This is a genomic window from Vibrio tapetis subsp. quintayensis, from assembly GCF_030409945.1.
Classification (GTDB): Bacteria; Pseudomonadota; Gammaproteobacteria; order Enterobacterales; family Vibrionaceae; genus Vibrio; species Vibrio quintayensis.
This window is the reverse complement of the sequence record NZ_JAUFQV010000026.1, coordinates 593165-617834: the sequence shown is the minus strand read 5'-3', so window position 1 is coordinate 617834 and position 24670 is coordinate 593165. Positions and strand designations below refer to the sequence as shown.

Below are 24670 nucleotides of genomic sequence, written 5' to 3'. Positions count from 1 at the left end.
ATCGAATGAATTCATACAATGAATGGGACAGTTTTATATATCACTAGGAAAATTTCCTAGTTTTATGAAGAGGTGATGTGTTTTGTGGGCAAGTTAACATTTATCTTACTGCCAGTGCCGTCATGAGAACCGATTGCCAGTTGACCGCCAAGCGCACTGATTCGTTCTTCAATACCGGTTAAGCCTTGTCCTAGTGAACGCCAGTTAGAAGGAATGCCGATCCCATTGTCTCGGATTTCTAAATTAAAGCGCTCACCTGGAATTAAGGTTAAATGTACCAGGGTGGCCTGAGAGTGCTTACAAACGTTATTCAGTAGCTCTTGAACGACACGGTATAAGGTTACTGCGGTTATGTCGTCTAGGCGGTCTGGATTGACGCCAAAATTGAGTTGAAAATCAACATGCCTTTCTTTGAACTTCATCTCCCCTACTAACTGCCTAATCGCGTTCTCGAGCCCCATCTCATCGAGCGCTTGTGGTCGCAATTGCGTTAATAATTGACGTGTTGAGGTATGGATCCTCATAGCAAGATCGTTGGTTGTCGTGGCGATCGTCTCGCACTGCTCATTAGGTGCAATCCGCTTGGCTAGCATGGCTTGAATTTGGATAGCCGTGATGTTCTGGCCGATTTCGTCATGCAACTCGCGAGCGACAGACTTACGAATATCTTCTTCAACTTGCACTAATTGCCTGGCTAACAAGCGCTTATTATCAAGTTCTTTAGCGAGATCTGAGTTTACCTGCTGCAAACGATGAGACAGTAAATGTTGCCGACTAATCGCAATCCCCAAGCCTAAGCCAATAATCGCTTGCGTGGCGACAAAGGTCTGCAACTCTAAATCAGTATCAAAAGAGCCCGCTACCTGCTTGGCCGTTGCGAGTAAAATACTGTTCATCACACTGGCCAATACCCCGCCTTGCCAGCCGTATTGGTATGCCATGAAAATATTGGGCAATAAGAAGAGGATCAAAGCCAACGGCTTCATTTCATCCAGCAAGGTTAGTTCTGCGGTTAATCCAACAGAGAAAAAAACCAAACACCATATTAGCCCTGACGAACGCAAAGCCACTTCTTGGTGAACCAAGGTTGGGCTTAACGGTTGCCAGATCTGGCGATGTAAGTAGTCGTACAACAAATAGAAGAATGGCGTAAGTAAAATGCCACCGGTAAACACCGTAACGGCCCCTTCGATCGCATACTCGACGGATAAGCCCATTGGCTTAACCATCATGATAAGCGTTAGGCCGCAGATCACTGCGTAAGCAAAGGCAAAGCAACATAGAGCAAGCAGCTTTTTCCAATACACATCGAGCGTTAGCCAGACAGCGCGAAAAGGTATTGCGGCGGCATGCACAAATAGCGCAAACATGGCAAGCAACGCACCTTGAGCAAAATCACCTAAACCATAACCAACTGCAGTAACCCCAGCCAGTTCAACAAGAGTAAACCGCCACCAAAGACGACGATGACTGAGCGCGTATACGGCTAACTTCAAGCCACTTGGCAGAAATAACCAAGCCAATGCCACATCATTAACTAGGTAGTTACTGACATTCCATAAACAAAAGTAGCTGATCGCAAACAACACCATGGCGAACACATCGGAAAATGCTCTCGCTATTGCGCTCTGAATTGGCGATGTGGAAAGGCGGGCCTCATTCATACCGGTTCGTCGCTGAGCAACTGGTGTTGAAGTGCAAAACGTATCAGGTCAACGTTATTGGAAAGGTTGAGTTTATTGAGAATATTTGAACGATGAACATGAATCGTTTTATGGCTAATGCATAAAGCAGCGCCTATTTCTTTAACATCGAGCCCTTGAATAAGGTGATCAAACACTTGTTTTTCACGCTTGGTGAGATCATCGACCACCGATGTTTTGGTTGATGCGTTACTTAAGTTTACCAAGGCGTCCGCACACAAGTAATGATTACCGGATGCGACCTTTCTTATCGCCGTTACAAGCTCGCCAGGGCCACAGCGCTTTGATAAATAGCCAAATGCCCCCGCTTCTATCGCTTTACTCACGAATGAAGCCGAATCATAAATACTTAATATAATGGCTCTAAAATTCGGATTTTTGCGACGAAGTTTCTCAAGCAGTACCAAGCCACTTTCATCGGGCATAGAAATGTCGATAACGGCAACGTCTACATTCGATACCGAAAGCACTCTGAATGCATCTCGTGCATTATCAAATTCACTATGGACGTTAATATCGGACTCAACGGATAAGAGCTGAGCAAAACCAGAACGAACCATAATATGGTCGTCGACCAGAGAAACTGAAATCATAATAATGTCCTACTTTGGGGCTGCCATCCTCGCAAAACTATCAATAAGATTCAAAGCACGAATATCGAGGTGTGATTTCTATCGTCAAAATAATCAATTATCGCTGTGAGCCTCTCACTCTTAGCACAAAAAAAGCCAGATCAAGATGATCTGGCTAGGAGCTCTTACCCATAAGGGGGGTGGTAAGATTTTTGATGCTTAGCCCATCGCTAAAACGCCATTGATTTCCGTTTTAATGTTGTCAGATTGCGTGCCAAAAATGGCTTGTAGGCTGTCTCCGATCACGAGCACGTCATGGGCGCCTAGCGCTTTCAATTTCGCTACATCGACATTGTTGATGTCTTTCACAGTGACACGTAAGCGAGTGATGCAAGCATCTACCGACTTAATGTTTGCTTTGGTGCCCAGTGCCGCCACAATATCGACCGCGACTTCATCCAGTTTTGCGCTCAGTTCTACTTTTACTGGGTCTGTTTCACGGCCCGGTGTTTTCAAGTCCAATTTAGTAATCAGTAAACGGAATAGACCGTAGTAAAGAGCCGCCCACATTGGACCAATGATGAAGAACATCCACGCATTGCTCGACATTGGGTAGTACAAGAAGAACTGAATCGCACCGTGCGCAAAGTCGGTACTGTGTTTAATATCCAAGAACGCGGTAATGGCGAAAGCGATGCCGGTTAAGAACACATGAATCACGTACAAAATTGGCGCCACAAACAAGAAAGTAAATTCGATTGGTTCTGTGATGCCTGTTAACCAAGAGGTTAGCGCTGCCGTCATCATCAAACCACCAACCACTTTTTTACGCTCTGGTGCCGCACAGTGGTAAATGGCTAAGGCTGCAGCTGGCAGTGCCCACATTGAGTACATGAAACCGCCAGACAAGTAACCCGCGGTTTTATCGCCAGCGAAGAAGCGTGAAAGTTCACCCGTAATTTCTTTGCCTGTCTCAGGGTCAATGTAGCTCCCCACTTCGAAGAAGAATGGCGCATTCCAAATGTGATGCAAACCAACAGGCAGTAACGAGCGCTCACCCGCACCATAAATTGACCAAGCTAATACCGGGTTTTGGTAAGCTGCCCAATGAGAGAAGGTATCTAAAAGTTGTCCTACTGGGGGCCATGCAAATGCCATTAGCGTACCGACTGCAATGGCGGTAATACCGGTAATAATCGGCACAAAACGTTTGCCAGCAAAGAAACCTAAATATTCTGGTAAGCGTATATTGTAGAAGCGGTTATACATGGCAGCAGCCACTGCGCCCATGATAATCCCGCCAAACACACCGGTTTGAAGTGTATTAACCCCCATGATGGTAGCGTCGGTTTCCATGCCTCTTAAACCAGTTACTACGCCAAGCGCCGCGTTCATGATAATAAGGCCAACAACACCTGCCAATGCAGCCGCGCCATCGTTCCCCTTGGAAAGCCCCAACGCGACACCAACAGCAAACATCAATTGCATGTTGCTAAACACACCATCACCGGCTGCCAACATAATTTTACTTAGCGCATCAGGAATAAAAGCAAATCCAGCATTACCTATCCCTAGCATTAAACCCGCCACCGGCAGAACGGCAACAGGCAGCATTAACGAGCGCCCTATTTTTTGTAATTGTCCAAATGCGTTCCCTAACATATCCCCTCCTATGGAGATTCGTTTTGTGATGCCTTGCTAAGCTGTAGGTGCCAAAGGCAAGGCGTTTTGTTTGTTATTGAATTCACCGTTAGGTTACCGCGACTAAAACTTCCCAAGGTTACAAATGGCAAGCAGTTTGTAAGGGGGCACTTACAAAAATAGCGCTTTGTAAGTAACGAATTACGATTGCATTGATTGTTTTATCGATTGGCTCAATGCATCATATTCGCATTGGATTTTTTGATTCGGCAGGCTGACATGGACAATAAGCAAATATTGGTTGTTGACGACAATTTTGAACTACGCGATGCACTGACCGATTACTTAGGCAGAGCCGGATTCGATGTGATCAGCGCAGAGAATGGCCAAAAAATGTGGCAATGTTTGGACAAGCATACGCCAGATTTGATCATATTAGACATCATGATGCCAGGCGATGATGGCTTTACGTTATGCCAAAAGCTGCGCCGGATAAGTGATACCCCTATCATTATGTTAACCGCAGTAACCGAAGAAGCAGACCGTGTTGCCGGGCTTGAAATGGGGGCCGATGACTACATCACTAAATCCTTTAGCCCAAGAGAACTGTTAGCTCGCATCAAAACCATTTTACGGCGCAGCCAAACCAGCTTTGAAACCAAACTGGCTCGTAAGGTAACGTTCGCAGATTGGCAATTAGATACGGTAACAAGGCAGCTCACTCATCTATCCAGCCAAACCGTGAAACAGCTTTCCGGTTCGGACCTTTCTTTGCTAGGGCTTTTTATCTCCCATGCAGAGCAGGTGTTATCCAGAGACGACATTGCGCGTGAAATTTGGGGCCGAGATGCAGAACCACTAGAGCGCGGTATCGACGTGCAAATCAGCCGTTTGCGTCATCACCTAGAAGACAAAGATCGTTCTTTGCTACTTACTGTGCGTAATAAGGGCTACATGCTAACGACGAGCGTTCACTATGAGCTTTAAGTTTGTCCCGACCTCTTTGGCCGCAAGAACCAGTTTATTTTTGCTCATCGTCATTGTGGTCGCTCAAGTGTTCTCTGGCGCTATCTGGTATCAGCAATCCAACAAGAAAGACCAAGAAGGCCTCATCAACACCGTTCACAGCCTTGCCTTAAGCGCGTCTTCTACTATCTCCTTTTTCCAGTCTTTACCTGCGGAATATCGCCACTTAGTGTTAAATCAGCTTCGTAGTATGGGCGGAACGCGCTTTTTCGTCTCGCTCAATACGCATTCACTACCCATCAAGCCATTACCGGACAGTGAACGTAAAGCCTTGGTCATTAACCACGTTCGGCAAGTATTAGAAGATGAGTTAACCGGGCCTCAAAACATTCAGCTTGAGTTTACTCTAAGACAAGATTTAAAGGTGTTCAATAAAGAGCTGCCAATTGACGAATTGCCGCTACTTTGGGCGCATTATTCACTGTCTTATGGCGACATTAATCCACCAATATTGGTGATGCAGATAGAAGTCGCCGACGATCAATGGTTCTACCTCGCGGCCGTATTGCCGGCCCCTTACGTTAACTTAGAAACCGAGTTATTTACGATACGCGAAGTGATTACCATCTTGTTTTCCGCCTTGTTACTGCTTGTCTGTACTTGGTTTGTGGTAAGAAAAGAGATACGCCCGATTCGCAACCTGGCCAAAGCCGCGACGCTGATGTCTGGCCGGCTTAAAGTCCCTCAGGTCACGGAAGAAGGCAGTGCTGAGTTACGGGCGGCGATCCATGCTTTCAATAAAATGAATCGCCGAGTAGAGAGCCACATTAAAGACAGAGAGATGCTATTTGGCGCGATATCTCACGATTTAAAAACCCCCATCGCTTGTCTTAAACTTCGAGCAGAAATGCTGGATGATGACGTTGATAGAGTGCGATTCGTGCGCATTGCAAACGATCTTGATCTCATGGTGAAAGGGGCACTTCAGTGCATTAAAGAAACGGATATTCACGAAGAAATAGAATCCATAGATATGTCAGCGCTGGTCGATCACGCCATACAAAGCGTCAGTTCCCGCGACGATCAAGTTCGATACCAAGCAAATGAATGTGCGCCTTACGCGGGTAAGCCTCTCGCATTAAAACGCTGTATTCAGAATCTCATCGATAATGGCATCAAGTATGGTGACAGCGTCACTGTTAACATGCATGATTCACCGCAAGCACTTTGTATTCAGGTTACTGACGACGGCACCGGACTAGAGGCTCACACGTTAGAGCGCTTATTTGAACCTTATTATCGCCAGAATCCAGAGGGTGATAAAGAAGGCACTGGCTTAGGACTCACTATTTCTCAAAGTATCGCAAAATCCCATGGTGGTCTGCTGGAGCTTTCACTTACCGAGCAAGGTGGACTCAGTGCGACATTGATCTTCCCAAGAGACGAGTGACGGTTTAGTTCAGATGTTTGGCTTTACTAATTTCAATTTTCCAAGAGAACAATTATGCATCGGTTTATGTGTTGGCTAACGATTATTGCTTTCCTAACGCCCACTTTTAATGCTGCTGCTCAAGTAGAGCTGCTTCACTGGTGGACATCAAAAGGCGAGCAAAACGCGCTGGCTGTTTTGCAACAAGAGCTCGCTGACAATCACTTTGATCTTACGTACTCCCCTGTAACTGGCGGGGGTGGTGACAGCGCCATGACCGTACTACAAGCTCGCGCTTTAGCGGGTAATACTCCTCACTTTGCCCAAATAGAGGGGCCCAGCATCAAATCTTGGGATGCTATAGGCATTTTACACCCACTAAATGAACTCGCCTCTACGCACGAATGGGATCAAACGCTTTACCCTGTCGCACAACAGGTGAACAAAACTCAAAATGGATACGTGGCGCTCCCGTTAACTCTCCATCGCATGAACTGGCTTTGGGTTAACCACCGGTTGCTAAAACAATTAGATGAACCTGTACCTGAAACTTGGCAGCAGATGTTCGCTGCTATGGCCGTCGCAAAAAAACAAGGGGTTTCTCCGTTAGCGGTCGGGCTTGAACCTTGGCAAGTGGCACAGTTATTTGAAAGTATCGTCATCGCCCGTGGCGGCGTTAATTTCTACCAACAGGCTTTGGTTGCTCTAGAAAAAGATGCGCTATCATCAGACACCATGAAATTAGCATTAAACGATTTTCGTCAATTGAGCCTGCTGGTCGACAACCCGTTAGCCAATGCCAAATGGGACAACGCCACTCAAGCACTTTACGATGACCAAGCATTATTCCAAATTGGCGGGGACTGGATATTAGGCGAGTTATTGGCTCTTGGAGCTGGTGTGCCCAATCACATTGATTGCCTACCTACCCCAGAGTCAGATGGCGCATTTTTGTACAATATGGACAGCTTTATTTTCATGGCCAAGCCAGGATTTAATCAGGCCCAAGCAAATGATCTCGCTCGTGCTTTGTCGAGTAAGGAATTTCAAAGCCGCTTTAATCGCGTAAAAGGATCAATCCCTGTACGCAATGATATTGCACTTGACTCATTTAGCGTGTGTCAGCAAAAGTCGAAACGAGACTTCTTGCAAGCAACAAAAACCGGAAAAGCGGTACCAAGCATGACCGATTCAATGGCGGTTAACCCCATAGAGCAGCATGCGTTTAATACTGAACTGTTTCGATTTTTCCGAGATCATGACATGAGTGACGACACCATCATAAAACGACTGGTGTCTATTGCTGGCAGTAATTAAATAAGCCTGCACAACCCTATATTGCAGAGAATTATGGTAGGCGTTTGTTCCACTTACCCTGATGTTCAGCATTGCAGGCTTCTTCGGTATCGTAACGCACGTGTGAAGGCAGGCTTTTAGGTGTTATGTTGATAAACGACAGTTGCTTCGCCAGTTGACGCATTAAGTTTTGCTCGGCAGTACTGTCGGAAAAATTAGCCAAATTGGCGTTGGTATCAAAGACAAATACCACTTTTAAACTGTTTGGAAAACGGCTGTAGTCAACCAAATGCGTCAGCCACGTGAAGCCCTCGCAGTTTTCTGTTGCAAAGTCACACAAATCCGTTAACTCGGTACGTATTTGATTATCTAATTTCTTATCGCTTTTTTTCACGGTTTTTCCTCTAAACTGCGAATGTCTATATCAACCTCAGCGCCTTGAAGCCATTGGATGATTTGGGCTCATTTGCAATAGATCCCACAAGTTACCATACAGATCTTCGAACACCGCGACCGTACCATAATCTTGTTCAGCTGGTGGTCTCACGAAGTTGATGCCATCGGCTACCATTCGGTTGTAATCACGCCAAAAATCATCAGTATTTAAAAACAAAAATACGCGTCCACCAGCTTGATTACCGATAAAGTCGTGCTGCTCCGGTTTTGACGCTTTGGCTAACAATAGCGTCACGCCATTTGAACCTGGTGGAGAAACGACAACCCAACGTTTATCTTGCTCCGGTTGGTAGCTGTCTTCAATCAAGTCAAACTTTAGCTTATTGACATAAAAATCGATCGCTTCATCGTAGTCTTTAACGACCAAAGCAATATGAATAATGGACTGTTGCACGTTGGGGTTCCTTGTATCGACTGGCTCGGTTACTGATCAAGATAGGGGCATATTGGCTGCACGCTATTTAATTTGAGCCAGTTTTAAGTATGAATGAATTTCGCGATTCTTATGTTCCACTGCTGAGTGGATATTCAACGCGCTATTACCAACAACCGCAAAGGTATAAGTGTTATCACCTTTATTGATAGAGACATGAAGAATACCATCTTCAAGCAACCATGTACCAGAGGTTGGAAAGCGATCGAACAAACGGTATTCATCCAGCGTCCCGTCTTTATGAAACTGCACTTCGGTAATGTAACCTCCAGTGCAAGTTTTAATCCAGTGCGTATTTGCAACGTCTTCTTCGACAATTTGCCTTTTCTCAGCGAGCCATCGCTTAAACGGCAAGCCGTTTTCTAACGAATAATCCAGTTCAATTTCGGACAATAACCTGTTTTGGCATGAATCACTTTCTCGCATAAAAAGCTGCAAGAGTGCTGTTTGGTTATTCATTTACACCTCTGTTCATGATGTTTAAATGTTATAAAGGCCCTGCAATGCGCAGAGCCTTTAGTATTAGCTTATAGCGGACGCCGGTAACTATTCGTCGTCGATATCTCGCAGTTTAGTACTGCCGCCATGGTAGACCTCACGTTTACGTTGAACCATCGCATAGAAGCTAGGAATCAAGAACGTACCAGCAAGCAACACACATAGCAGACCACCGGTTAAGGAAATACCCAACGAGTTCTGGCTGATGTAGCCAGCACCGGATGCAAACACCAATGGCATGATGCCTAAGATGAACGACCAAGACGTCATGTTTACAGCGCGGAAACGCAGTTCCCCACCTTTCACTGCCGCTTCATCTATTGGGATTTCTTTATCTTCCCGCTCTTGTTTCGCGAATTCGACAATCAAAATGGCGTTCTTCGCGGCCATTGCAATCAGTAGAACCAAACCTATCTGCGCATACAAGTTAAGTGGTATGCCCGTTAAGTTAAGCGCAAGGAAGGACCCGAGTGTCGCCACCGGAACAACCAAGATGATCGCAAGTGGAATGGTCCAACTTTCGTACTGAGCAACCATAAACAAGTAGATAAAGATCAAGGCTAACGCAAAGGCGTAAATCGCTTGACTACCTGCTTGAATTTCTTGGTAAGCCATACCTGTCCATTCGTGTTGATAACCGTTTGGCAGCACTTCTTTAGCCACACGTTCCATTGCAGCGATAGCATCACCACTAGAGTAACCAGGAGCAGGTTCACCCTGAATCACTGCAGAACGATACATGTTATAACGCCACGCTACATCAGGTTCGAACACTTGGTCGAAGGTAACTAGCGTGCTTAATGGAATCATTTCACCTGATGAAGAACGAACATTGAAATGCCCAAGATCATCCATACCTGTGCGGTATTCCGCATCGGCTTGCATGGTCACTCGGAAGCTCTTACCAAACATGGTGAAGTCATTGACGTACATTGAACCTAAATTGCCTTGCAGCGTTTGGAATATATCGCCTAATGCAATACCAAGCTGTTTGGCTTTTTCACGATCAATGTCGACATAGTAGTGCGGCACGTTGGCACGGAATGTACTGAATGCGTAGGCAATTTCAGGTTGCGCTGAAGCTTTTTGAATCACCTCACCCATCACTTGAGCAAGATCGCTACGGCTACGTCCTAATGTGTCTTCCAACACAAATTCGAAGCCTGAAGCAGCGCCCATACCAGGAACAGCTGGCGCCCCTAAAGCGAACACGACGGCTTCAGGCACTTGTGCTGCCGCTCTTGCATTAACACGACGCGTGATAGCAAACGAGGAGTTATCACCCTCCATATTGCCGCGTGTTTCCCAATCTTTGAGCTTAACAAACATTGATGCGCCGTTTGATGCCGAAGCACCTGTCATAAACGCATAACCCGTTGCTACCGTTACAGCTTCAACACCGGGTTCTTGTTCAACGATGTTTTTCATTTGCTCGGCGACGATTTCAGTACGAGACAGAGAAGCGGAGTCTGGTAGCTGAATATTAACCAACATGATGCCTTTGTCTTCTTGAGGCACGAACGCCGTTGAAGTGGTGTTTGCCATCCAAGCCAACGCACCCATCGCTAAACCAAACAAAGCAACCACAATCAGAGTTTTTCGAACTAAGAAACCAGCAACTTGACCATAACGGTTGGTGACTTTGTCTAGCCCACGGTTAAACATTTCAAACCAACGAGCCGTATTTCCACCACCTTGTTTCAGTACTAGAGAACACACAGCAGGTGACAGCGTTAATGCGTTGATGGATGAAATAACTACCGCGATACAGATAGTCAAAGCAAACTGTCGATACATGATACCGGTAATACCCGGCAGCATGGCAACAGGTATGAATACCGCAAGCAATACTAGAGTAGAGGTAACAATTGGCCCTGTTACTTCTTTCATTGCCATGAGTGTTGCTTTACGTGGCGTGATACTAGGGTCTTTACGCATAATGGTATCGACGTTTTCGATAACCAATATGGCGTCATCCACCACGATACCGATGGCCAATATCAAACCAAACAAGGTCACGGTATTAATCGTAAACCCGGTCACCAGCATGATTGAGAATGTACCAATCAAAGAAACCGGAATAGCAAATACAGGAATAAGCGTTGCACGAGCGCTGCCCAAGAACATGTAAGTCACGGCGATAACAAGCAAGATGGCTTGAATCAGCGTTACTACTACACCTTTAATTGACTCAGCAACAAACAAGGTTGTGTCGTAACTTGTTTCGTATGACATGTCATCAGGAAATGTTTTTTCCATTTCGCCTAAGCGAGCCATCACCAATTCACCACTTTCCAGTGCGTTAGCACCACTTTGTAGTGAAAGGATAACAACTGCGGCATCTTGGCCACGGAATTGACCTGCACCGTCGTAGGATTTTTTACCCAGTTCTACACGAGCCACATCTTGAAGATACACAGCCGAGCCATCGTTGTTAGCGCGAAGCATAACGTTCTGGAATTCTTCAACTGACTCAAGTCGACCTTTGGTCACAAGGTTAAATTGAACTTCTTGTGGGTCAGCATAAGGTGCTGCACCAATTTTACCCGCGGCAACCTGCACGTTTTGCTCTGCAAGCGCTGCATAAACATCCGTCGTGGTTAAGCCTAGATTCGACATTTTCTCAGGGTCTAACCACACTCTCATGGCAAACTCACCGCCACCCAACACATTAACGCCACTGATGCCTTTAACACGCGCCAGTTGGTCTTTAATGTTTAAGTTTACGTAGTTCATCAAGAACTTGTCGTCGTACTTGCCGTCAGGTGAATAGAAGTTCAACACCATCAACATGTCTGGGGAGTTCTTAGAAACCGTTACGCCGACTTTTCTTACGTCTTCAGGTAACTTCGACTCAATTTGAGAGACTCGGTTTTGTACGTTGACCTGAGCCATATCTGGATCGGTACCCACATCAAACGTCACGTTTAACGAGTAAGAACCATCGTTTGCGCTTTTTGAAGACATATAGATCATGTTTTCAACGCCATTAACCGATGTTTCTATGGGGTCTGCAATGGCCTCTTCGACAACTTCTGCACTTGCTCCTGTAAAGTAAGCAGTTACATTAACCGACGGAGGGCTTATTTGTGGATATTCCGCTATTGGTAGCACCATCAAAGAGATGGCCCCCGCAAGCGATAAGATGATAGAGATAACCAGCGCAAATTTCGGACGCTGGATAAAAAAGCGACTTAACATAGAGAGCCCTTTACTTAGCGTCTGCTGATTCGTTGAGAGTTACAGGAGAGCCATTACGCACTCGCTGTAAACCTTTTATGATCACAACTTCGTCTGGGCTCAGCCCTTCTGAAATAATGATGCCCTCTTCTAATTGACGTCCCATCTCTACATTTCGGCGCTCTGCGATATTGCCATCAGCGATAACCATGACAAAGTCACCTTCAAGATCACTTTGAACCGCACGTCGTGGAATGACGACTACATCTGTCGGAGCTTTTTCTTGAATGGCAATTTTGATGTGCTGCCCTGGCAATAAAACTTGATCAGGGTTAGGCACAACCGCTCTAAGCGCAATAGTACCTGTCTTAACGTCGATGCGGTTTGAAACGAAATCCAATTTTCCTGTATGTTCGTATGCATTGCCGTTTTCTAACATGACAACCACTTCTAACGCATTCGCGGTGCCCTCTCCGCTGCCCGTCATTCGATCCATACCGAACTGAATACGCTCACGCTCACTTACGTTAAACGATGCGTGTATTGGGTCTAAGCTGACTAGAGTGGTTAACACACCTGACGATGGAGAGAGTAAATCACCCGTACTCACTTCACTGTCGCTAATACGACCAGTAAATGGAGCAACGATGGTTGTGTGAGATAGGTTGACTTCTGCGATGGTTAGTTGAGCTTTGCTCGCTTCAACTTCGGCTTCTGCGCTAAGTAACTTGGCGGTCAATGAATCGAATTCTGACTGAGAAATGTTGCCTTTAGGCAGTAGGTTCTTACCACGTTTAAAGTCCATTTGAGACTTTTTCAAATTAGCATTGGCTTGAGCAACCGCTGCTTTTGCTGTAGCTACTTGCGCTTGAAAAGGTGCGGGTTCAATTTGATACAACAAATCGCCCTCTTCTACCATTTGACCTTCGGTGAACAGCCTCGCTTCGAGATAACCGGAAACTTGCGAAATAATGTCAGTATCTTCGACTGCTGTTGCTCGACCAACGTAGCTTTTACTTTGTTGGTGCTCAACGACTTGCGTAGCAACTGCTTCTACAAGAGGCGCAGCTCCTTGTCCTTTTGATCCGGTAGCAGATTCACCACAACCAACGAGAATTAGAGAGCTCGCAACCGCGAGACTAAGCATTGTTTTTTTCATTCACTAAACCACTATTATTAAGGCTGCAACTCGCAGCAAGAGGTGTCTATACGACTGCTATATTGCTAAAGTTACTGCAATTGGCTTAGTAAATAAATGTGTCAGATTGTTTCTGTGATGTGAAAGCCGTACCTAAAACAAGTAAAAAAACCTCAAACCACGAATATGTTTAACGCAAAACAACAAAAAAAGAATTGAGCTCGAACATATGAAATCACATACCTTTGAATAACGCTTGGCAGGCGCGGCTTACTGGTAACTGTCTGTCTGCAATTTTCACGTGCATTTTACCTGTAAAATCTTTTTTTACTTTTTCGACTTTCCGCACATTCACGATAGTAGAACGATGAATTTGCCAAAATAGTTCGTCATCTAACTGGCTCAATAAATCTTTTAATGACGTGCGAATTAAATATTCGTTAAATTGTGTACCTTGACGTGTAAACAAAGAAATGTACTTATCTTCTGCTTTGAAATAACAAACCTCATCACACGGAACTAAATGTATTTCTTCGCCTTTTGTCGCTCTTATCCAATTGAGTACTTCTTTGGGAGCCTCTTTATTCGCCTGCTGCAACTGCTCTACAAGCGCAGAAACATCTGGGATATGACGAGGTAACCCAGCCTCAATCCGTTGCTGGAGCTTGAGGCAAGCTTGGTAAAGTCTGTCTTCAGATAATGGCTTCAAGAGGTAGTCGACTGCGCTGTGTTCAAACGCCTGAACCGCATACTCATCATAGGCGGTCGTAAATACAATGTAGGGAACCTTATTAAGCTTGCTGATTTTTTTGGCAAGCGTAATACCATCTAGGTTGGGCATTCGGATATCCAGAAAAACCACATCTGGCTCTTGTTCCAAGATCGCATCAAAGGCAATTTTTCCGTCACTCGCTTTGGTTAGCACATTGAGTTGTGGCCACGCCTCCCCTAACAGTTTATTCAGATGATGGAGCAATAAAGGCTCGTCGTCGGCAATAACGGCAGTGATCATATTTGATGGCATCCTTGTCCCTTAAAGTGTTTTTTTGTCATGCTTATTTTTGGAAAGTGTTTGCATAGATGGAATCCCAATACAAATTTGAGACGTCACGCCCTTGAGCGGGTTTTCTTTAATCTGCAAGTTAGCGTCAGCTTCAAACAACGCCGTCAATCTCTCTCTTACGTTCTGTAATCCAATGCCATTCCCACCAGATTTATGTGCGGGAGACGCCGGGTTGAGCCCTTGACCATTATCAGAAACACGTACACACAATGTGTCTGTTTCTCGCTTAATCGATACTTCAATATGTCCTCGCTCTGCTAACGGTTCAACACCGTGCAGTACCGCGTTCTCGACCAAAGGTTGAAGCAATAGTGGAGGCAGTGCTAATCCTGCGAGCTTGTCTTCGCATTCAATATCAAAAGTAAAATCGTCACCTAACCGAATTTGCTGTATTTCTAAGTAGGCAGCAACCAGATCCAACTCTTCTTTAATCGTTGAAAGTTGCGTCCTGTTTTTTTTCAACGTTGCTCTTAGCAACTCTGTCAACTGGGTTAACATCCGCTGAGCTTTACTTGGATCATGCTCGATCAGAACATTAATGTTCGCCAGTGTATTGAACAAGAAATGTGGCTCTATCTGACTTTGTAACTGTTTTAGCTCCCCTAAGACAATGGCTTTTTCTTGCTCCGACTGAACTCTTTTTAACCGTTCAAGCTCTTTGTCGGCCATGATTTTTTGCTCATGTGCGTAAAAGTAATAAAAACAAGTCACAGTAAACACCGCGCCAAGCATAATGACAGACTCTATACCTGCGGCACTCTCATCGCCGTGAAAATAGCCTAGCCACCACCCTGCGTTCATTGATCCAAAGATCAAAGCACCAATAACACTAAACGCATCGCTCTGTCGCGCAGTGAGGCTTGGGAATCGCCAAGTAATGATACGGGCACTAATGATTGCACTGTAACCGTAGCCGAAACTAATAAGTGCGTGATCATAATAGCTAGATGGCCATACGAGCATGGTAGCAAACGCAATGATGGCACAAAATAGCGATGTAAGTAGAACGCTTTTTAGCCACTTATTTTTTATTGAAAACTTCATCACCATTTAGAACCGTCCTTTAAGATTCAATAAAATCATATTCTTATCTGGTAAATTTTGATAGGCCGATCGCTCATCTCCGAGTAGAAAACGTGCAGCAAGTTCGGTTTCAAATTGCGTCGCCCCTGTGTTCAGCCATTCATACGTTAATTTCGGAGTAAGAATCACCCCTGAATCCTCGGGTGAATAGAGCAGGTCGACTAAAGGAGTCAGTGAAGACAATGCATCAGCACTCAGCCCATAATCACTCAAGTTATAGTGACTCCAACCAGAGCTATCAAAGCTCCAATGCAACATCACATTGTGCTGCACGATGTTTTCCTGCTGATAACCATTGGCATAGCCGTACCGAACATCGGACACATTCCTGTTTTGCCTCAGCAACTGGCTATTATGATGATTTTTCTGCCACTGGTTATTGCTCCATGCACGGCTATCGTACCAATACTCAAGCACAATATTATGACCCGTTTCACTTGCCCAAGTTAGACCGACAAGAGCCTGCACTGCTCCTATTTCACTTCGTATTTCTGGCACACTATACCGTGACGCCGACGTTGGAAAGTGATATCCAACGTATTCATTTTGATAGACCACGGAACCATGAAACTCCCACGATGCATCCACGACCGACACTAAGCTTCCGCCAACCAATCCTTTTCTTACATCATCGTAGTAAGCGATCAACTGATACTCGCTGTCTCCCGTTAAGCCATACCGACGAACTCCGATACCTTTTTGCTTTTTTGCGTCTTCAAGGTCGGTCATCTCTTGGCTTGTCCACGATGAATCAGTTCCGAGTAATGTCCATTCACCCGTCGCATCAAAATGAGAAAAGCTCAAAACGCCGGCTCCCTCTTCAACTTGAATACCAATTGGGTTACGTCGGTATGGTTTAAATAAATCCAGCGGGCGATATCCGTAACCGACGCCCCAATCCAATCTCATCTTTCCCGCTGTAATATCAATGGACGTATCCGCCACCTCTACGCTGCCTTGCCAAAACAGTTCTCGTAGGATCACTTCACTCGAAACAGAGCTGGCGTTGTCTGAGTGATAAAGATCGTTGGCTTTGATTGCGGCCAAACCTACCCACTGTTGCCCCATCACTTCTAAGTCCAGTAGGCCGCTTATTGAGCCATTGCTTGATCGGTTGTCAGGGAAATACTGCGCTTGTTCGTTAACGCTATTATGTTGTGCGCTGATCATCCAATCCCAGTTAAAGGAAACATCGCCCGCCCATGCTGTTGTCAGAGCGAATGGAGAAGACACGAAAGCGAGTAGCAAAGGCCAACGTTTCATCTATAACTCCGATACCGTATTACGAACGAGATATGACGGGTTGTAGTACTTGTCTTCTAGCTCTACTTGCGTAATGGATTGATATTCAATGACGGTTTTTTTGCTTGGTTGAATGCTGTCTTGCAATGTCATCGCGGTAACGGCGAGTTGTCCATTACGCTTGCCTTGCTCAAACCTCGCTTGTTTTGCCATTTTTCCCGATCGAAGATATAAATCGGCTTTTATCGGGAAGTAGTTATCTTCGGTGATCCACAGGTCAATTTTGTGATAACTTGCGCCTTTTGTGGTCGAGACTAAATGCAGTTTTATCGCTTGAGCCGGCTTTCCTGTTTCAGTTTCTATGCTTTCGGATGCGATGAGTGTGCCTTGGTAATCTTCACTCCACGTTAAGGTTGAAATGTCTCCGACTGACGCTTCACCTAACAATTTTTGCATGGGTGTAATGCGTATAGGACGACGGCTTTTAGGCATAACTAACCAATAGTTGTCTTCGAGCATCAACATTTTTTGCCCTGCTTCTACTTTTGATTTAAATACCACCAGCGACTCGCGTTCAGGCCTTGAATAAACGTGGTACTTCTGCGTTTTGTCTAACTCGCCACCTTGGTACAAACGTACAACAGAGACAATTTTAGCCGACTCTTGATCCAGTCGGTACTGATCCGCTTGTTTCAACATCGCGGAAACATCCTCACTCGCCTGAGCGGAAATCGCTAACAGCGCCGAACACACAGTCAAGACCACTAGGACAAACCCGCTCTTAATGAAGCTTGTGACGTTTTGAAAATAAACCTGAAACTTATACATAAATCAGTGCCTCTGTAATAGGGCGATTGACACCCTTGCGAGCGGAAATGAATGCGGCAATAAAGCAAATGATAATCACGGCGGCCCCCGCGTATGCGGCTAACTCAAGTGAGAAATAGATGTTGAGAGGGTAACCTTCCGTGTGCCCCGGTGGCGGTGGCATTTCAATATCAACGACAAGTAACAACAATGTCGCGAGTCCACTTAAAATCGTACCTATAAGAGCCCCAGCCGTGGCCAATATGACTGATTCGCGTAAAAATCCAGCAACGATTTCACGAGGGTAACACCCTAACGCAGACAACGTGCCTATTTCACGCGTTCTCTCGGTTACCGACATGGTCATGGTGTTAAACAGGGAAACGAAAACGACCAACCCCATCACTATTCCCATGATGCCAAAGATCCGGTCATAAAGATCTTTTACCTTTTTGTAAAAAAAAGCCCGATCCTCCCATGGCGTAATTTCCAAGCCCTGCTGGCTCACATCGCCAAGCTGCGTAGTTAACGCTTCTTGTACCGGCGCTGTAAATTTCGTTTCAAATAGGAAGACCGATAACGTACTGACTTTTTCGCTCACGAGAAGCTCTTGCGCCGATTGAATATGAATATAGAGTTGTCTCTTATCCAACTCAGGAATACCGGTGGAATAAATACCTCTGACTTTAAAGTCAAATGCATTCAATGCTCCGTCAGATGTGGTTGCTAGTAACGTCAGCCAATCGCCAACACTCACATTGAGGTTTCGCGCGAGGTCACTGCCTAGCATTATCTCAGGCTCTGCTGGGTCAAAACGCGTCGACTCAACGTTAGACAAGGTCTTCCCCTCTATCACATTTAGGAACGGGCCTTTCATATCGAATTCTCTGTCATTAACGCCAATGCCCATGAAGATTGTCGATTTATTGCCGTTAGAAACTAAACCAGAAAGGTATACTCTTGGCTGCACGCTGCGGACGCGTTCGTCTTTCATAATTTGCGGGATGAGGTGTTCGCTAGCAGTGAGACCATTGCTCAACGGCATTTCTTCATCTTGTTCAAAGTAACCTGGCTGGCTGATGGTTAGGTGGCCAGTTTCTCTCGCCGTCGATTCTTTCAAAGACTCATACGTGTATAAACCAAACCCACCCGCACTGACCATCGCGAATACCGCTATCGAAATTATGGTGATAGACAACAGACTTCGTCTGCCATTTCGCATTAAGTTGAGTAACGCCAATTTGTAACTGTAAGGCATCAGTTTTTCAGTTAACTTACCCATTTCAATGACTCCTTATTGATCTCACCATCTAGCAATTGAATAGCACGGTCACAATGTTTGGCCATACGAGGGTCATGCGTAGCAACAACAAACGTAGTGTTAAATTCGTGACCGAGTGATTTCATTATTTCGATCACTTGATTTGCGGTTTGGCTATCTAGGCTAGCTGTCGGTTCATCAGCAATGACCAATGATGGATTGTTCACAAGCGCCCTTGCAATAGCCACTCGCTGCTGCTGACCGCCGGACAAGTTGTCTGGCCTGTGATGCAAGAAGTCTTTAAGCCCTACTCTTTCCAGCATGTCGCTGGAACGCTTTTGTTGGTCCTTAAGAGACACACCGTTTAAATGCAGTGGGTACGATACATTTTCCAACGCCGTCATCACCGGCATTAAATTAAAACGTTGAAAAATGAAACCGAGTTGCTGACGACGTATATTCGCAGCTTGATTTTTGTCTTTTGGCAGCGGTACTCCGTTTAGTAAAACCTCACCTTGATATTGCATGTCCAGTAAGCCCAAAATATTCAGTAATGTACTTTTACCGGAGCCTGATGGTCCACATAAGGCCACCATTTCACCTTTTTGAATGCAACCATCAACGTTATTGAGTGCGTGAACACTTAACTGGCCCAATTGATATTGTTTTTCAATTTCACTAAACCTAAGCATGATACTGCCTCCCAACTACGCTTGATTAATTAGAGACTGAGCCGCAATAGTGTCGTTGCTTTCCGGTCCACGTTGTTCCATGACCGCCAACCACAACTTTGCTTGATTGACATCTTCAGCACGAATCGCAGCTTCAATTGCATACGCATATATCCATGATGTCGCTTCAAATGGTGCTTGTTGGATATACGGTTCATCTAGCAAATCAAGGTACAAGTCGTAACCACGTTCAAAGTGGTTGAACATATCTGGTAGCTGACTATAAGTCGTCGCAGCTATCGCTCGTGCCATGTAACTTTCAGGTAAACCCATAATGACGGTCTGTTGTTCGCTGGCTATTTTTTGAGTTCCCATCAGGTTCAAACCTTTATCTATGGTTGCTAACCCTTTCTCCACCAACTTCATTTTATTCCAAGGCCAAAATGCATCTCGCCCTTGCAGTGTTTGTCCACTGCCTAAGTACACTAAAGTGAGGGGGTTCGCGCCTTCGTTATCAATTAACGTGGTCAATTCTGTCACAACCGTTTCAACCAAGGCTTCATCACCGGCTGCGGCTTGGTTGTATTGGCTGATAAGCGCTTCAGACGGAGCGGCAATAACGGTTGATGCAGTAGTTAATAACCCAAGCGACAATAAGCCTGAAGCCAAAAGTGCCGATGTTTTCTTAAAAGAGTGAGTAAGCGTTTTCATAACAAGTTCCCGATTTGTTTTCGATGTTGATTAGCTTACTGCTATCGACGAAGACAAACAGACCAATGCGATAAACGGGGATTTAAAGGAGTGAATGGTATTTGAGTTGCTTAAACGGAGAAAAGTACGGCAGTGAATTGCCGTTAGTGATAAAGATCATCGATAGACAAGCGAAGCCCCAACCAATCAACCCCTTAGATTCGAACATAACTCACAATCACGCTAAAGAACCAAGCAACATCAAAACGTGACAGCGTTATCTATTTGAACTTTCCCATAAAACCAAAGCTCGCACTGTATGTAATTTTGGTATAATTATTGCTGCACTTAAAAAGCGAACCTAAGAATGATGCTTAGGTGATTAGATCTAGGCACCATGCGTCGTGCCTTTCACGGATGTTATTATGAAAAAACTGAGCTTGTTACTTTTAGCCTTATTCTCTACCTCAGCCATGGCGGTTATTGGCATTGATAAAGATGACGCATTTGGCTACGCGGGTGCGAGTATTTCCTACAATCAAAGTGCCTTTACGACTTCAAACAGCGCCGCTTGGAACTTTGTCCCCGACCTCTATTACGAAAGCCGACAAGGCTTTGTTGACGACAATTTGGGCACCTTGTATATATTGCCTTACGTGGGCGTGTCAGGAAGTTGGCGCTGGATGGAAGTAGGTGGCCGATTTGCAGAACTGCCAACAGGTATATCAGACCGTAATGGCAATGCGGAATTTGGTTTCACACTCGGGACGCCTAACGTACGACTAACTTACCTACACGACGTCATGGCTGTTCATAAAGGACAAGAAGTTCAAGTTCATGTTTCTCAACCAATCAGCACCATGCGCCGATTTGAAATGGTGCCATATTTAGAATTCAGCTGGCGCGACGAGAAACTATCACAGCATTTGTATGGCGTATCTGCTTCAGAATCAGCGGCAAGTGGCCTTGATCAATTCAATGCTGGTGCTTCTTGGGTATATGAAGCGGGGATTATTGGTCGATACGATCTTTCTCGAAAACTGATTATGCTGAGCAAAATTAAAATGGAAAGCCATAACTACGACAGTCCACTGGTTCAAAGGCCATTTGGTTGGGCTGTTGAATTTGGCATCAGTTATCAATTTGCAGGTTTCTAGCCGCTAAATTCAGATAAAAAAAACCAGCGATATACTCGCTGGTTTTTTAATGTCTACTTTTAGTCAGCTTGTCGGCTAAGGCACACCGTGACCTTTAGACGCAACCCATACTCGGTACCATTGCTCGCGTGTCATTTCTAAAGACAAAGCTTCAACGGCACTTTTTACTCGAGCGATTTTACCTGAACCTAGAATTGGCAGAGGGTTAGATGGCAATTGACGAATCCAAGTATAAATAACTTGATCTAAGCTCTTCGCGCCAATTTCTTTACCAATGGCATTTAGCTCATCTCGTACTCGAACATGTTGCTCATCAGTACCGCCAAAGATATCCCCGCCCGCTAAGCACGACCAAGCCATTGGCTTAATACGATTCATCTGCAGTTGATCCAAAGTGCCGTCGTGCACAACGTCGAAGTTAAGCGGATTAATTTCGACTTGATTGGTCACAAGAGGCTTATTGATCCGTGATTGCAACAGTTCGAATTGACGAGGTGAAAAGTTAGACACCCCAAAGTGCTTCACTTTACCGACTTTATGTAATTCCGCGAATGCGTCTGCGACTTCATCTGCATCCATTAGCGCGTCTGGGCGGTGAATAAGCAGAACATCAATTTCGTTGATATTCATTCGTTGTAACGAATTATCTACCGACTTAAAGATATGTTGCGCACTGGTATCGTAATGATTGATTTTTCGCTGTGGGTGCTTTGCGCATAAATTAATATCGCATTTAGTCACGATCTCGATTTGCTCGCGGACCGAAGGGTCTAACGCTAACGCTTCTCCGAATAACTGTTCGCACTCATAACCGCCGTAAATATCCGCATGGTCAACGGTTGTAATCCCTAAATCAACATGCTGCTTTAGAAAGTCCAATCGCTGTTGTGGAGACATGTTCCACTCAGCCAATCGCCAATAACCTTGAACTAACTCAGATAATTCTGGGCCTTGATGCGCCGTTGTTATTTTTGCCACCATTTGGTGTGCTCCCTTTTATTGTTGTCTGCCCCTATCCTATGGACAAATAAAGCTTTGAGCAAGGATCTTACTTCACAAGGAAAGTTCCCTAATCCATCACTAATAATCGTTTTTTGTAGGTTTCTGCACAATTTAAATGAGAGTCACCTCTCAGTTCATTATCAAAGACTTCTAAATCAACCTAAGCTTATCCAATTTTATTCTAAAACTCATATGCGGCTCATCTCACATCACTGCGATAATTTGAAGTCACTCGCATTTAGGTTATTGACAACTCATTGAGCAAATATCACAAAACCATCCCATACCACTGATTTAATTGAATTTATATTCCTATCAACTTCTAAATTTTGAAGGATATCATGTAACTTCCCCCTACCTGTTCTCACAATCCAATTTGCGAGTAACCTAATTCACGTTCTCAATAAATCAACAAGTTAACTGAGCTTCATCAGCGGCCAACCCGATGAAGCTCACATTAAAAATTACAGCTATATTTTAGGAGTTCACATGAACAAGCTATTTACACGCTCTCTACTTGCAACCGCAGTTGCCTCAGTAACAATGGTTGCAACCCCTGCAATTGCAGAAGAAACCGATGCAAAATACGAAGTGTACGGCATCATTGCAGTACAGGCTCACTATCGTGACTATGAAACAGACAACAGTAACTTAACGGGTTTTCAAACCAACAATGAAAGCCGAATCGGCTTCCGTGGTTCGAAACAGTTTAAGAACTTTGGCCCTAAATTCATCTGGCAAGTCGAAAGCGGATACGTTGACCCTTCCTATTCCGACCATGAAGCCAAAGGTGGTTTTGGCGAACGTGATACGTTCGTTGGATTTGAAGACTTTGATTCTTTTGGTCAAGTTAGAATCGGTCGCGTCTTAACGCCATTATACGAAGTAGTCGATTGGCCGGGATCAAACCCAGGTCTAGGTGATGTATATGACTGGGGCGGGCTAATTGGTGGTGCTAAGTTCCAAGACCGTTCATCAAATTCGGTTCGTTGGGATTCACCTGCATGGGGCAATCTTTCTTTGGACGTTGCAGCTGGCCGCACAAAAGCAGCCGCAACAGGTAGTGACCAAGGTTACTGGCAAGGCGGTGCAGCGCACTATAAAGTTGGTCCATTGCAATTTGATGCGGCTTACGAAATCAACCGTGATACCGCTGAGTCATTTACAGATGGCACACTAGATACGACTGCGCATGACCCAAAAACAGAAAAATCGTTTAGCCGTATCTGGGACAACAACACTTACTTAGTGGGTGTTCAAGGTTGGTTTGAAAATGGAATTTCTTTCTTTGCTCAGTACCGTATGCAAGATGCAAATGTTAAAGAAGGTACTGATGTAGGCCGTGAAGAGAAACAAAATGCAATGACCTCCGGTTTAATGTACACCGTAAACGACTGGCAGTTTAAAGTCGGCTACACCAAGAACTTCGATTTAGAAGTGAATGGTAATACCGTAGAAAATTCTTCCGATGATACCTACTCTGCACAGGCCATGTACTTTGTTGACCCGTCAGCGGTGCTTTACGTACGTGCTCGTGATGTTCGAATGGGCGGCAACACAGTTGAATCTGGTAACGCAGGCATGAGCTATGACCGCTGGAAATCAGATTCATTTAGTGAAGTATCTGTTGGTGTTGAATACTACTTCTAATCGCACTAAAATCAGTTAAAACAATTAGATAGACATGGGCGAGATTTCTCGCCCTTTGTCGTAAGGAGAAAACATGCAAAAACGAGTTATTACAGCTATTGGCTTAGCATTCGGTTTTTTATCAAGTCACGTTCTTGCAGCGCAATCAATCGAATTTAGCAAAGAAATCGTACCTAGAGTGATTAACGAGCAAGCCATCGATTCTAGTTTCTTTGAATCAACGCAACAGGTCGATCTTAAAGAAGGGCATAATCAATTACTGATCACCTTAAATCAGCTAGTCGCAGAAGATGGCCGAAGATCTAAATACAGCTCGACTCCAATGATCATCGATTTTAAAGCAGGAACGTCTGCCATTACATTAAGCTACAAGCCATTTCGCACCATAGAAGATGCTCGCTCTTTTGAGAAACAACCTCAGTTTATATTAGTCGACGATCAAGGTAATGCGATCAAGCACAACGCGCAGCTGTTACACATTGGTGGTTTCCAGTCTTTTCCTGATTATCAAGCAGCCGTTATCAAACATAATGGTAGTGCTGCTACTGCTACTGCTGCTGCTGCTGCTGCTGCTGCTGCTACGAAGGCAAAAACATCTAGCGCAGAATTACAAGTAGATCAGGTATCCACGCAAATAGACATCATCAAATCTGATTTCGAAAACATGACCGCTGAAGAGCAAAAAGAATTCATGATGTGGGCCATGGGTGCAATGAAAAAGTAACCCGTATA

The 24670-nt window shown here is 44.9% G+C and carries 22 protein-coding genes; 6 read left to right on the top strand and 16 right to left on the bottom strand.

Annotated features, from left to right (window positions below):
• Positions 1 to 62: 62 nt before the first annotated feature.
• The 3 genes from QWZ04_RS13280 to ptsG all read right to left on the bottom strand — a co-directional run bounded on the left by QWZ04_RS13280 (position 63) and on the right by ptsG (position 3937).
• Positions 63 to 1664 carry an MASE1 domain-containing sensor histidine kinase gene (locus tag QWZ04_RS13280; RefSeq protein ID WP_290328730.1) on the bottom strand — a complete coding sequence of 534 codons (1602 nt, stop codon included), beginning with the start codon at positions 1662 to 1664 and terminating at the stop codon, positions 63 to 65.
• Positions 1661 to 2296 carry a response regulator gene (locus QWZ04_RS13275; protein ID WP_290328728.1) on the bottom strand — a complete coding sequence of 212 codons (636 nt, stop codon included), beginning with the start codon at positions 2294 to 2296 and terminating at the stop codon, positions 1661 to 1663. Before QWZ04_RS13275 ends, QWZ04_RS13280 begins: the two co-directional genes overlap by 4 nt.
• Before the next feature lie 198 nt (positions 2297 to 2494).
• Positions 2495 to 3937 carry a glucose-specific PTS transporter subunit IIBC gene (ptsG, locus tag QWZ04_RS13270; protein ID WP_290328726.1) on the bottom strand — a complete coding sequence of 481 codons (1443 nt, stop codon included), beginning with the start codon at positions 3935 to 3937 and terminating at the stop codon, positions 2495 to 2497.
• Between the two features lie 258 nt (positions 3938 to 4195).
• On the opposite strand from ptsG, the gene QWZ04_RS13265 reads away from it, so the two are divergent.
• The 3 genes from QWZ04_RS13265 to QWZ04_RS13255 all read left to right on the top strand — a co-directional run bounded on the left by QWZ04_RS13265 (position 4196) and on the right by QWZ04_RS13255 (position 7628).
• Complete coding sequence (locus QWZ04_RS13265) at positions 4196 to 4903, top strand: response regulator transcription factor (protein WP_290328724.1); 708 nt, start codon at positions 4196 to 4198, stop codon at positions 4901 to 4903.
• Positions 4893 to 6332, top strand: a complete 1440-nt coding sequence (locus QWZ04_RS13260; protein ID WP_290328722.1) for an ATP-binding protein — start codon at positions 4893 to 4895, stop codon at positions 6330 to 6332. The genes QWZ04_RS13265 and QWZ04_RS13260 overlap by 11 nt, the downstream gene beginning before the upstream one ends.
• 66 nt (positions 6333 to 6398) lie before the next feature.
• A complete protein-coding gene (locus QWZ04_RS13255; protein ID WP_290328788.1) occupies positions 6399 to 7628 on the top strand; it encodes an ABC transporter substrate-binding protein in 1230 nt (409 codons plus the stop codon).
• Between the two features lie 31 nt (positions 7629 to 7659).
• On the opposite strand, the gene QWZ04_RS13250 is transcribed toward QWZ04_RS13255, so the two are convergent.
• The 12 genes from QWZ04_RS13250 to QWZ04_RS13195 form a co-directional block, all read right to left on the bottom strand.
• Positions 7660 to 8001 carry a Fis family transcriptional regulator gene (locus QWZ04_RS13250; protein ID WP_290328721.1) on the bottom strand — a complete coding sequence of 114 codons (342 nt, stop codon included), beginning with the start codon at positions 7999 to 8001 and terminating at the stop codon, positions 7660 to 7662.
• Positions 8002 to 8037: 36 nt separating this feature from the next.
• Positions 8038 to 8457: a VOC family protein gene (locus QWZ04_RS13245; RefSeq protein WP_290328720.1), complete on the bottom strand. Its 420-nt coding sequence runs from the start codon at positions 8455 to 8457 to the stop codon at positions 8038 to 8040.
• Between the two features lie 63 nt (positions 8458 to 8520).
• Positions 8521 to 8955: a hypothetical protein gene (locus tag QWZ04_RS13240; RefSeq protein WP_290328719.1), complete on the bottom strand. Its 435-nt coding sequence runs from the start codon at positions 8953 to 8955 to the stop codon at positions 8521 to 8523.
• A gap of 87 nt (positions 8956 to 9042) precedes the next feature.
• Positions 9043 to 12195, bottom strand: coding sequence for an efflux RND transporter permease subunit (locus QWZ04_RS13235; RefSeq protein WP_290328718.1), 3153 nt, complete (start codon positions 12193 to 12195; stop codon positions 9043 to 9045).
• Positions 12196 to 12205: 10 nt separating this feature from the next.
• Positions 12206 to 13333 carry an efflux RND transporter periplasmic adaptor subunit gene (locus tag QWZ04_RS13230; RefSeq protein WP_290328717.1) on the bottom strand — a complete coding sequence of 376 codons (1128 nt, stop codon included), beginning with the start codon at positions 13331 to 13333 and terminating at the stop codon, positions 12206 to 12208.
• A 214-nt stretch (positions 13334 to 13547) separates the two neighbouring features.
• A complete protein-coding gene (locus tag QWZ04_RS13225) occupies positions 13548 to 14336 on the bottom strand; it encodes a LytR/AlgR family response regulator transcription factor (RefSeq protein ID WP_290328716.1) in 789 nt (262 codons plus the stop codon).
• Between the two features lie 9 nt (positions 14337 to 14345).
• Positions 14346 to 15425, bottom strand: coding sequence for a sensor histidine kinase (locus QWZ04_RS13220; protein WP_290328715.1), 1080 nt, complete (start codon positions 15423 to 15425; stop codon positions 14346 to 14348).
• A complete protein-coding gene (locus QWZ04_RS13215; RefSeq protein WP_290328713.1) occupies positions 15426 to 16721 on the bottom strand; it encodes a hypothetical protein in 1296 nt (431 codons plus the stop codon). It lies immediately after the preceding gene.
• A complete protein-coding gene (locus QWZ04_RS13210; RefSeq protein WP_290328711.1) occupies positions 16722 to 17528 on the bottom strand; it encodes an outer membrane lipoprotein-sorting protein in 807 nt (268 codons plus the stop codon).
• Positions 17521 to 18789: an ABC transporter permease gene (locus QWZ04_RS13205; protein WP_290328709.1), complete on the bottom strand. Its 1269-nt coding sequence runs from the start codon at positions 18787 to 18789 to the stop codon at positions 17521 to 17523. Before QWZ04_RS13205 ends, QWZ04_RS13210 begins: the two co-directional genes overlap by 8 nt.
• On the bottom strand, positions 18777 to 19460 hold the full coding sequence (locus QWZ04_RS13200; RefSeq protein WP_290328707.1) for an ABC transporter ATP-binding protein: 684 nt from the start codon (positions 19458 to 19460) through the stop codon (positions 18777 to 18779). The genes QWZ04_RS13205 and QWZ04_RS13200 overlap by 13 nt, the downstream gene beginning before the upstream one ends.
• A gap of 15 nt (positions 19461 to 19475) precedes the next feature.
• Complete coding sequence (locus QWZ04_RS13195) at positions 19476 to 20150, bottom strand: hypothetical protein (protein ID WP_290328705.1); 675 nt, start codon at positions 20148 to 20150, stop codon at positions 19476 to 19478.
• Between the two features lie 404 nt (positions 20151 to 20554).
• Between QWZ04_RS13195 and QWZ04_RS13190 the strand changes: the two genes are divergently transcribed.
• Positions 20555 to 21286 carry a MipA/OmpV family protein gene (locus QWZ04_RS13190; protein ID WP_290328703.1) on the top strand — a complete coding sequence of 244 codons (732 nt, stop codon included), beginning with the start codon at positions 20555 to 20557 and terminating at the stop codon, positions 21284 to 21286.
• Between the two features lie 75 nt (positions 21287 to 21361).
• Here QWZ04_RS13190 and QWZ04_RS13185 read toward each other — a convergent pair whose 3' ends face one another.
• Positions 21362 to 22267: an aldo/keto reductase gene (locus QWZ04_RS13185; RefSeq protein ID WP_290328701.1), complete on the bottom strand. Its 906-nt coding sequence runs from the start codon at positions 22265 to 22267 to the stop codon at positions 21362 to 21364.
• A 510-nt stretch (positions 22268 to 22777) separates the two neighbouring features.
• Here QWZ04_RS13185 and QWZ04_RS13180 point away from each other — a divergent pair.
• Positions 22778 to 23938: a porin gene (locus QWZ04_RS13180; RefSeq protein WP_290328699.1), complete on the top strand. Its 1161-nt coding sequence runs from the start codon at positions 22778 to 22780 to the stop codon at positions 23936 to 23938.
• 73 nt (positions 23939 to 24011) lie between these two features.
• Positions 24012 to 24662, top strand: coding sequence for a DUF2057 family protein (locus tag QWZ04_RS13175; RefSeq protein ID WP_290328697.1), 651 nt, complete (start codon positions 24012 to 24014; stop codon positions 24660 to 24662).
• Positions 24663 to 24670 lie beyond the last annotated feature (8 nt).